The sequence below is a fragment of the Acidobacteriota bacterium genome (genome assembly GCA_016195325.1).
Lineage (GTDB): Bacteria > Acidobacteriota > Polarisedimenticolia > JACPZX01 > JACPZX01 > JACPZX01.
Map to the genome: position 1 here is coordinate 24548 of JACPZX010000064.1, position 9372 is coordinate 33919.

Below are 9372 nucleotides of genomic sequence, written 5' to 3' on the forward strand. Positions count from 1 at the left end.
CGGAGCGACGGCCGGAACGGGTGTACTCTTGGGCTCCCCGCTGGCGTAGACTCGTCCCACACCCCCTGGGGAATCCAGATGCGGAAGCACCTGCTCGCGCCGGTATTCGTCGCCTTGATCTGCGCGCTGACCGTTCCGGCCGCCGCGCCCTCCGGGGGAGAGCGCGCGCATCCCGCCCTGCGGCTTCGCTTCGCGGCGGGAGAGTTCCGGCCGGACGATTCCGCCCCGATCGCGCCGGTCTGGTTCCAGGCTGCCCCGGCGGGAACGAGCGCCGGTGGTCGGCGCTACCTCGTCGCGATGACCGCGGCCCCCCTTTCACCGGAAGAGCGCGCCCAGATGGAGGCGTCCGGAGCGCAGCTCCTCGGCTACGTCCCCGACGGCGGATACCGCCTCCGCGTGTCGCCCTACTTCGAGGACGATCTCCGCGCGCTCCCCTTCGTCGAGTGGCTCGGCGAGACCCCATCGCACTTCAAGGTCCACCCGGATCTTGCGACGATCGCGTCAGCCGGAGCCGGCGGCAGCGCCGTCAGGATCCGCGTGATCCTGGAATCGGACGAGGACGCCGGGCGTTCTCTCGACATGCTGAGAGGCCTGGCGGAGCGGGCGTCCGCTTCGGGAAAGGATGGCGCGTGGCGCGTGGAGGCCGAGATCCCGGCACCGCGGCTCGCGTCGATCCTCTCGCGGCTCGCGGGCCTCCCGGAGGTCGAGGCGATAGAGCCCGTGCGGCCGATGCGCGCGCTGAACCAGGACGCCGTGTGGGTCCACCAGAGCTTCGTCGGCCCGTCGCCGCAGCAGACGCCGATCTTCAACCAGGGGATCTTCGGGTGCGGCCAGACGCTGGCCCTCGCCGACACCGGACAGGACTACGACGCGTGCTTCTTCCGCGACGCCGTGAACGGCGCGCCGCCGATCTCCCTTTGCCTGTCCGCTCCGTGCCCCACAGCGGCCCCGGCGCTCAGCCGCCGGAAGGACATCCTCTACTACAACTGGTCCGGAACGCCGACCGGCGACGACGACACGTGCCCCGCGACGATCGGCGGGAGCGGTCACGGCACGCACACGTCGGGCTCGCTCGCGGGGGACGCCTCCCCCTTCGCCGACTGCGCGGGCTTCACCACGTCCGGGCGCAACGGCGGAGACGGGCAGGCGCCGGGGGCGAAGCTGATCGTCGAGGAGATGGGGGACGGCCTCGAGTACCTCAACAACAACGGCGGGACGCTCTGGAACCTCGCGGACGTCGCCTACCGCACCGGCGCGCGCATCCACTCCGACTCGTGGGGGGGCGCCTGCCACGACGCGTTCGGGACCTGCATCCCGGGGTGCACCCTTCCGTACGACTCGTTCGCGCGCGACGCCGACCTCGCGATGTGGACCTACCCCGATCTCCTCATGGTGATCGCGGCGGGGAACGCGGGGCAGTTCTGCCCGGCCCCCATCTCGGTCAACTCCCCCGGCATCGCGAAGAACGTCGTGACCGCTGGCTCGGTGGGGCACGGAGCGAGCGCGGACTTCCCGTCGTCGTTCTCGAGCCCGGGGCCCGTCTTCGACGGTCGCCTCAAGCCGACGGTCGCCTCCCAGGGGGAGTCGGTCGTCTCCGCCGCCTCCGACGCGAACCCCGCCTCGAACAACTGCTCGACCTGCCAGCTCGACGGGACGTCGATGGCGACGCCCACGACCGCCGGCCTCGCGGCGCTCGTCCGCGAGTACTACACGGCGGGGTACTACGCGGCGGGCGCGCGCAGCGCCGGCGCCGGATTCGTTCCGTCGGGGGCGCTGTTGAAGGCGACCCTCATCGACGGCGCCGTCGCGCTCGGCCCGTCGGCCCCTCGCCCCGACTTCGACGCGGGCTACGGGCGCGTCCTCCTGAACGCGACCCTCGCCTTCACGGGGAGCCCCTTCAAGCTGCGCGCCGACGATCACCGTGAGGGGATCACCACCGGGAGCGTCGTCACGCACGCCTACGACGTTGCGGCCGGCACCCCTTTCCGGACGACGCTCGTCTGGACCGACTACCCCGCGGCGCTCGGCGCCGCCGTCGCGCGCGTCAACGAGCTGAAGCTCGAGGTCGTCGATCCCAACGGCGCCGTCTGGTTCCAGACGATCGACGCGGGGAGCGGCGCGCCGAAGCAGACGTCGAACCCGATCGACGCGCACGACGCCCTCAATGTCGAGGAGAGGATCGTCTGGAGCGCGCCGGCGGCGGGACGATGGATCGTGCGCGTGCGCGGCGTCGCCGTGCCGTGGGGGCCCCAGCCCTTCGCCCTGCTCGTGCGCGGCGCGATCACAGACTGCCCCGCCCCGGCCGCCCCCGCCGCGCCCACGCTCTCGACCCCCGCCCAGCACCAGGTGCAGGTCTCGTGGGGCGCCGTCCCCGGCGCCGCCGCCTACAACGTGTATCGGAGCCTCGGGGCGTGCCCCGGCGCGCCGTGGATCCCGGTCGCGAGCGGCGTCACCGGCACCAGCGCGCTCGACACGACGGTGTCGGGAGGCGCGGCGTACAGCTACTACGTCGCCGCGGCCTCCGATTCGAACGCCGCGTGCGAGTCCCCCCGATCGCCGTGCGCGTCGATCGTGCCTACCGGCGACTGCACGCTCGACCCCGACTTCCGCGGCGTGACGGGGGCCTCGAGCGCCGGGACGGCCGGCTGCGGCGTCGTCGTCACCTGGGATCCCGCGTCGGCCCATTGCGGGTCCGACGTCCGCTACAACGTCTACCGGGGGACGGCCGCGGGGTTCGTCCCCTCTCCGTCGAACCGCGTCGCGCGCTGCGTGATCGGGACCTCCTTCACCGACACGATCGGGCTCGCGACGGCGACCACGTACCACTACGTCGTGCGGGCCGAGGACGCAACCTCGGGGCACGGTGGCCCGTGCCGCGGCGGGAACGAGGAGGGAAACGCCGCCGAGGCGGGCACGGCCCCCTTCGGCCCCCCGGTCATTGGCACCTTCACCGACGACGCGGGGGATACCGGCGTCGCGACCTTCTCCCCCGCCCCGCCGTGGACGATCGCGACGACCGGCGGCCACCTCGGGCCGCGCGTCTACACCGCGGCGAGCAACGACAGCGTCTGCTCCGACCTGACGAGCCCGGTCCTCACGCTCGACTCGCCCGCGTCGGGACCTACCCTCTCGTTTGCGACGATCCACGACCTGGAGTACGACCCGGTCGGCTTGTTCGGAGCGGAGGGTTCGGTCGGTCAGGTCGAGATTGCGACCGGTCCCGGCTTCACGAACTGGACGCGGGTTCCCCTCACCCCCGACTACCCGGCTCTCGTCGAGTTCCCCCTCAACAACTGCACGACCACCGGCAACGTGGACAACTACTTCAGCGACACGAACCTGACGTACACGACCTACACGGCGTCGCTCGCGAACTGGGCGGGGGGGGACGTCCGCATCCGGTTCCGACTCTCCGGCGATCTCCTCTATCCGGGGGGCCACTGGTGGATCGACGAGGTGCGCGTGACGCGGAGCCTGGTTCCCAGCGCGTGCAGCACGGTCGCCGCGGGGCCGCCGCCGATCCCCGACGGCGCGACGATTCCGGGACAGCCCCTCTCGGTCACGATGAACGGCGGCAACCTCGTGTTGGCGTGGGACGCGGCCCGCTGCCCGGCGAGCGCCGTGAACGTCTACTGGGGGCACCTCGGGAGCTTCGGAAGCTTCGCGGGGGGCGTCTGCAACCTGCCCGCGAGCGGAAGCGCGACGATCTCCCTCCCGAACAACGTCTGGTTCCTCGTCGCCGCAACCGACGGCGGGGCCATTGACGGGAGCTGGGCGAAGGGGGGGAACGGAGCCGAGAAGATCTACGCGGGGGCCTCGGCCGCCTGCCCGGCGATCGCGCAGCACGTCACGAACAACGGGTGTCCGTGATGCCGCCCGCGGCCGCCCACCTCACGTATCGCTCCCTTCACCTCGGGGACGAGGTCGAGGTCTGGGACGTGGACTGCCGTTCCGGCGCCGGCCCCTGCGGGGAGGAGGAGGCCGCGGAGAGGTTCAACATCGTCTTCCCGAGAGCCGGCGTCTTCCGCAGGCACGCCTCGTGCGGCGAGACGCTCGCCGACGTGAACCAGGCCCTCTTCTTCCGGCCGGGCGAGCCGTACCGGGTGAGCCATCCCGCTCCCGGCGGCGACGCGTGCACGGTTCTGTCGTTCCAGGAGGCGCCCTTCCTCGACGCGACGGACGGGACTCTCCCCGTGACTTCGCTCCTCGCAGACGCCGCGACGCATGCGAAGATGCGGCTCCTCCGCACCCGATCGACGTCCGGCGCCGCCTCGCCCCTCGAGACGGAGGAGCGCGCTCTGCTCCTCCTGGGCGATCTCGCCGCCCGCGCTCAGCGCGCCGCCGGCCGCCCGGTCACCGCGCGGCGCGAGGCGACGCGGCGGCGGAGGCGGGAGCTGGCGGAGGCGGCGCGCGAGATCCTCGCGGCGCGTTTCCGCGAGAAGCTGACGCTCGCCAGGATCGCGCGCGAGATCGCCTCGTCCCCCTTTCACCTCGCCCGACTCTTCCGCGCCGAGACGGGACTCCCCGTCCACCGCTATCTGAACCGGCTGCGCCTCCGCGAGGCGATCGAGAGGATCGACGCGGGCGCCCCCGATCTGTCGGCCCTCGCCTGCGACGTCGGCTTCAGCAGCCACGCCCACTTCACCGACGCCTTCCGGCGCGAGTTCGGCATGCCGCCGTCGCGCGCCCGCATCCCCTCGGGGGCCTGATCCCGGAGCCGCGGAGCAACCCGCCGGCGCCCTGACGGTACTAAGGGCGTGGGAGGACCTCCGCTCATGCCGGGCCGTCGCCAATCCCTCGCCTTCGTCGCCCCCCTCCTCGCCCTCCTCCTCCCCGCCGTCGCGGTGGCCGCGGGGCCGGCCGATCCGGCCTCCGCCGGACCGCTCACGCAGATCTCTGGCCCCTCTCTCTTCACCAGTTGCACCGCCGATTCCCCGAACCTCCAGGGAGGGACGAACTACCCGGCGACGGAGGTCGAGACCTGGGTGGATGTGAACCCGGTCAACCCGATGAATGTCGTCGCGGTGTGGCAGCAGGATCGCTGGTCGAACGGCGGGGCGCGGGGTCTCGGGATCGGCGTCAGCTTCGACGGCGGCGGCACGTGGAGCGTGTCGGCGCTCCCTTGGCTGACGCTGTGCTCGGGAGGGACCTACCAGCGGGCGAGCGATCCGTGGATCTCGTTCGCACCCAACGGCGACCTGCACCTCGCCGCCCTCCTCCTCGACACCGGCTTCGGCGCGGCGCACGCCATGGTGGTGAGCCGCTCGACCGACGGCGGGATGACCTGGTCGCCGCCCACCGGCCTGATCACGGGCGCGTCTCCCCTCGTGAACGACAAGGAGTCGATCACCGCCGACGCGACCGACCCGAACTTCGTCTACGCCGTCTGGGATCGCGTCGACATCGGGACCGGGACGGGGCCGACCTATTTCACGCGAAGCGCCGACGGCGGAGCCACGTGGGAGCCCGCCCGCGTCATCCACGATCTCGGCACCGGCAACCAGACGCTGGGCAACCAGGTCGTCTCGCTCCGCGACGGAACGCTCGTCGTCTTCTTCACGGAGATCTACCGCGCCTTCCGCTTCACCGAGACGTACCTCTCGGCCCTCAGGTCGCACGATCGAGGGGCGAGCTGGGAGCCCGTCACCACGATCGTCCGCGCCACGAGCCCGATCGCCGCGGTGGCTCCCGACACCTCGGCTCGCGTGCGGGACGGGGCGTTCCTCTTCGACGTCGCCGCCGATCCGCGCACGGGGGCGCTGTACGCGGTCTGGCAGGAGGACGCCGGGGGCGCGTCGCACTATCCGCTCATCCGGTTCGTCCGCTCCGTGGACGGAGGGGCCACCTGGTCCGCGTCGATCGTCGTCAACAGGACCCCTGCGGCCCAGACCGTGCTCGACCGCCAGGCCTTCACCCCCGCCGTGCACGTCGCGGGAAACGGGACGATCGCCATCACGTACGCCGACTTTCGCGACAACGACCCGCAGCCGGGATCGGCCACCGCGAACTTCTTCCTCTGGTGTCATCCTCAGGCGGCCGACTGCCTGAGGCAAGGAGGGTGGCGCGAGGTCCGCCTCACCGACGACCCCTACGACATCGAGATCGCCCCGGTCGCCAACGGCCTCTTCCTCGGGGACTACCAGGGGCTCGCGGCGGGAGAGAGGGACTTCACCGCCCTGATGGTCCAGACGAGCCCGACCGATCGGGCGAGCGTCTTCTCGCAGCGGATCGTCTTCGAGGATCGGTTCGACCCGCGCGGTCCGGGGTGGTGGAGGAAGCAGATCCGGCGCCTCGGCCAGGGACGTGCGTCTCCCGACATCGACAGGCCGACGGTGCTCCTCGCCCTCTCGGGAATCCGCGCCGTGCACGATCTCTTCGACGGCGTCACGGGGCTCGCCCCGCTCTCGCGCGCTCTCGATCCCGGCGAGCAGGATTTTCGCGCCCGCGCGTCGAGGCACGTCCTCGTCCTCCTCCTGAACCTCTTCACGGGGCGCGTGACCCCTTGGACTCGGGTCACCGCCGGGCTCACGGCCGGCGACGCCGCGGCGGATGTCGTCCGTGTCCTCGGGGACCCCGCCTCGACGCGGGCCGAGATCGAGGCGGCCGGGAAGATGGCCGAGAGGATCAATGACCCGGGGGAGTAAACTGGGTCATGACTAGTGGAAGCTCGAAGAGTGCCGGCCTCGTCGCCCTGACCCGCGAAGTAAGCCCCTCCATCACCCGCTGCGAGCTGACCCATCTCGATCGCGAGCCGATCGATCTCGAGACGGCCCGGAGGCAGCACGCCGCCTACGAGCGCGCGCTCGCGGATCTCGGTTGCGAGGTGGTCCGGATCCCCGAAGCCCCCGATCTCCCCGACGCCGTCTTCGTCGAGGACGCCGCGATCATCCTCGACGAGGCGGCGATCGTCATGCGGCCGGGGGCGCCGGCGCGCCGCGCGGAGACTCCGGCCGTGGCGGAGGTCGTGGGCAGGTACCTCCCTCTCCTCCGCATGGCGGGCCCCGGGACGGTCGACGGCGGCGACGTCCTCCGCCTCGGGAGGACGCTCTACGTCGGGCGGTCGCGCCGGAGCGACGCGGCGGGGCTCGCGGAGCTGGCCCGCCGCGCCGGGACGCTCGGATGGCGCGTCGAGGGGGTCGACCTCCGCGGCTGCCTCCACCTGAAGACCGCCGTGACGGAGGTCGGCGACGGCCTCGTCCTCGCGAACCCGGCCTGGGTCGACCCCGCCGCCTTCGCTCCGGCGGACGTGATCGAGTCCGACCCTGCCGAGCCGTTCGGCGCCAACTCCCTCCGCGTCGGCGACGCCGTGATTCACCCACTCGCCTTCCCCCGCACCCGCGCACGCCTCGAGGCGCGCGGAGTGCGCGTCGTTCCGGTTGCGGCGGCGGAGCTCGCGAAGGCCGAGGGGGGCGTCACCTGCTGCAGCCTGATCATCGACCGGCCGCGGGTGCGATAATCGCGGGCGATGGGACTCTTTCGCTCCGCACTCCTCGCCGGCTCGCGCAGCGTGTGGCTCCGAGAGCGGGCCGTGAAGCTCGGGTTCGTGAGGCGGGCCGTCTCCCGGTTCATGCCCGGTGAGACGCTCGACGACGCCCTCGGCGCCGCGCGCGCCCTCGCCTCGCGGAAGCTGAGCGTCGTCCTCACCTGCCTGGGGGAGAACGTCACCTCGCTCGCCGAGACGGACGGGGTGGCGCGCCACTACCTCGAGGCGATGGAGGCGGCGCGCGCCGCCGGGCTCGACGTCGAGCTGTCGGTGAAGCTGACGCAGCTCGGCCTCGACCTCGACGCCGGCCTCGCCCTCACCCACGTCGATCGGATCGCCGCGCGCGCCGCGGAGCTGAGACAGCGCCTCTGGATCGACATGGAGGACAGCCGCTACACCGAACGGACGCTCGATCTGTACCGGAAGCTCCGGAAGGCCAGGCCGAACGCCGGCCTCTGCCTCCAGTCGTACCTGAGGCGCACCGCCGCGGATCTCGAGTCGCTCATCCCCCTCGGATCCGCGATCCGCCTCGTGAAGGGGGCGTACAACGAGCCGCCGGACATTGCCTTCCCTGTGAAGCGCGACGTGGACGAGAGCTACTTCGCCCTCAGCAAGCGGCTTCTCTCCGAGGAAGCCCGCCGCGCCGGGTGCTACGCGGCCTTCGGTACGCACGACCGCGATCTCATCCGCCGGATCGAGGAGGAGGCGGCGCGCGTGAAGGCCCCGCGAGAGGCCTTCGAGTTCGAGCTGCTCTACGGGATTCAGACCGGCGAGCAGGCGCGCCTCGCCGGCTCGGGGACGCGCGTGAGGGTTCTGATCAGCTACGGCTCGTTCTGGTTTCCGTGGTACATGCGCCGCCTCGCCGAGCGCCCCGCGAACGTCCTCTTCGTCGCGCGCCAGATGTTCGGCCGCTGACCCGGCCCGCGGCCTCTCCCTACGCGAGCTGCCGTACCCCTTCGGCCGCGGCGGCGAGGAAGATCGGCTTCGGCTCCACGCCGTTCTCCCTGAGGCAGGCCTCGGAGAATTTGATCGCGTGCTCGTCCCCCGTCGCGATCGCGCGGTCGATCAGATCGTCGCGGCTCAGAGAGGGGCCTGCCGGGCGCGGCGACGCAGGGGGCTTCCCCAGCGCCGCGTAGACCCCCGCGGCCGCCTGCCAGGCGTAGCGCGCGAGAAGCCTCGACGTCGCCGGTGCGACGTGCGGCACGAGGAGCCTCACGGCGCTCGGCCCGGTGACGGTGTGGATGAGCGTGATCACCAGGCCGGGCTGCGCCTCCTCGACGAAGATCCGCGCGAAGGTGGAGGTGAGGTCCGAGAGGAAGCGTGATGGCTCGATCGAATCATCCACGAGGTGGATGACCGGGGCGAAGGCCGGCGACGCGGCAAGCGGCTTGAGCGCGTCGGTGATGAGGAAGCGCCGCGGCCGCTGATCGGCGGGGACGAGGGGGACGCTGCGGATCACCTGCGACGGAAGCGCGCCGGCCGCGGGCTTCCCTTCCGATTCAGGAAGCGCCTGGTACCTCGCGGCCCAGTAGCCGAGCCCCTCCGCGAGCTCGTGACGGCGGGCGGGGGTCTCCTTCGCGGCGAGGCTCCGCGCCGCGTGCCCCGTCCGGATGACGCCGTGCATCGCGGCGCCGACGATCCCCGGCGCGAGGCGCGCCGACCAGATGTCGAGGACGGCGGGCCACGGCCGCTCCGCCAGCTCGCGATCGAAGAGGGCGATGAAGTCGCCGACGCGGTTGTACACGCCGAGCGTCTCCCGCCACGCGTCGGCGGCGATCGGGCTGCGGGCGTCGGGGTGGACGTCGAGGCGGCGACGGTACCCCTCGAGCCACGGCTTCACCGCGGCGGGCCGCCCGAGGGCCGTCAGCGCCTCGGCCGCCATGGGGCCG

General features: G+C 72.3%; 6 protein-coding genes. 5 read left to right on the forward strand and 1 reads right to left on the reverse strand.

The genetic code is table 11. The features are described 5' to 3' along the window. Positions 1-78: 78 nt before the first annotated feature. The 5 genes from HY049_12235 (at position 79) to HY049_12255 (ending at position 8398) form a co-directional block, all read left to right on the forward strand. Positions 79-3870 (forward strand): S8 family serine peptidase, encoded by a 3792-nt coding sequence (locus HY049_12235; protein MBI3449669.1) that lies wholly within the window; start codon positions 79-81, stop codon positions 3868-3870. Beyond that, positions 3870-4709 carry a helix-turn-helix transcriptional regulator gene (locus HY049_12240; GenBank protein MBI3449670.1) on the forward strand — a complete coding sequence of 280 codons (840 nt, stop codon included), beginning with the start codon at positions 3870-3872 and terminating at the stop codon, positions 4707-4709. Before HY049_12235 ends, HY049_12240 begins: the two co-directional genes overlap by 1 nt. Positions 4710-4775: 66 nt before the next feature. Further along, entirely contained in the window at positions 4776-6644 is a 1869-nt protein-coding gene (locus HY049_12245) for an exo-alpha-sialidase (GenBank protein MBI3449671.1), read from the forward strand. Positions 6645-6652: 8 nt separating this feature from the next. Beyond that, positions 6653-7456: a dimethylargininase gene (locus tag HY049_12250; GenBank protein MBI3449672.1), complete on the forward strand. Its 804-nt coding sequence runs from the start codon at positions 6653-6655 to the stop codon at positions 7454-7456. Positions 7457-7465: 9 nt separating this feature from the next. Then, the gene (locus tag HY049_12255; GenBank protein MBI3449673.1) at positions 7466-8398 is read left to right on the forward strand and encodes a proline dehydrogenase family protein; all 933 of its coding nucleotides are present in this window, start codon (positions 7466-7468) and stop codon (positions 8396-8398) included. A gap of 19 nt (positions 8399-8417) precedes the next feature. On the opposite strand, the gene HY049_12260 is transcribed toward HY049_12255, so the two are convergent. Beyond that, on the reverse strand, positions 8418-9372 hold a 955-nt coding region (locus HY049_12260; protein MBI3449674.1), incomplete at its 5' end, for a DUF4243 domain-containing protein.

Coding starts and splice junctions, on each gene's coding strand:
- HY049_12240 (MBI3449670.1), top strand. CDS start 3,870: ATGCCGCCCGCGGCCGCCCACCTCACGTATCGCTCCCTTCACCTCGGG.
- HY049_12255 (MBI3449673.1), top strand. CDS start 7,466: ATGGGACTCTTTCGCTCCGCACTCCTCGCCGGCTCGCGCAGCGTGTGG.
- HY049_12245 (MBI3449671.1), top strand. CDS start 4,776: ATGCCGGGCCGTCGCCAATCCCTCGCCTTCGTCGCCCCCCTCCTCGCC.
- HY049_12235 (MBI3449669.1), top strand. CDS start 79: ATGCGGAAGCACCTGCTCGCGCCGGTATTCGTCGCCTTGATCTGCGCG.
- HY049_12250 (MBI3449672.1), top strand. CDS start 6,653: ATGACTAGTGGAAGCTCGAAGAGTGCCGGCCTCGTCGCCCTGACCCGC.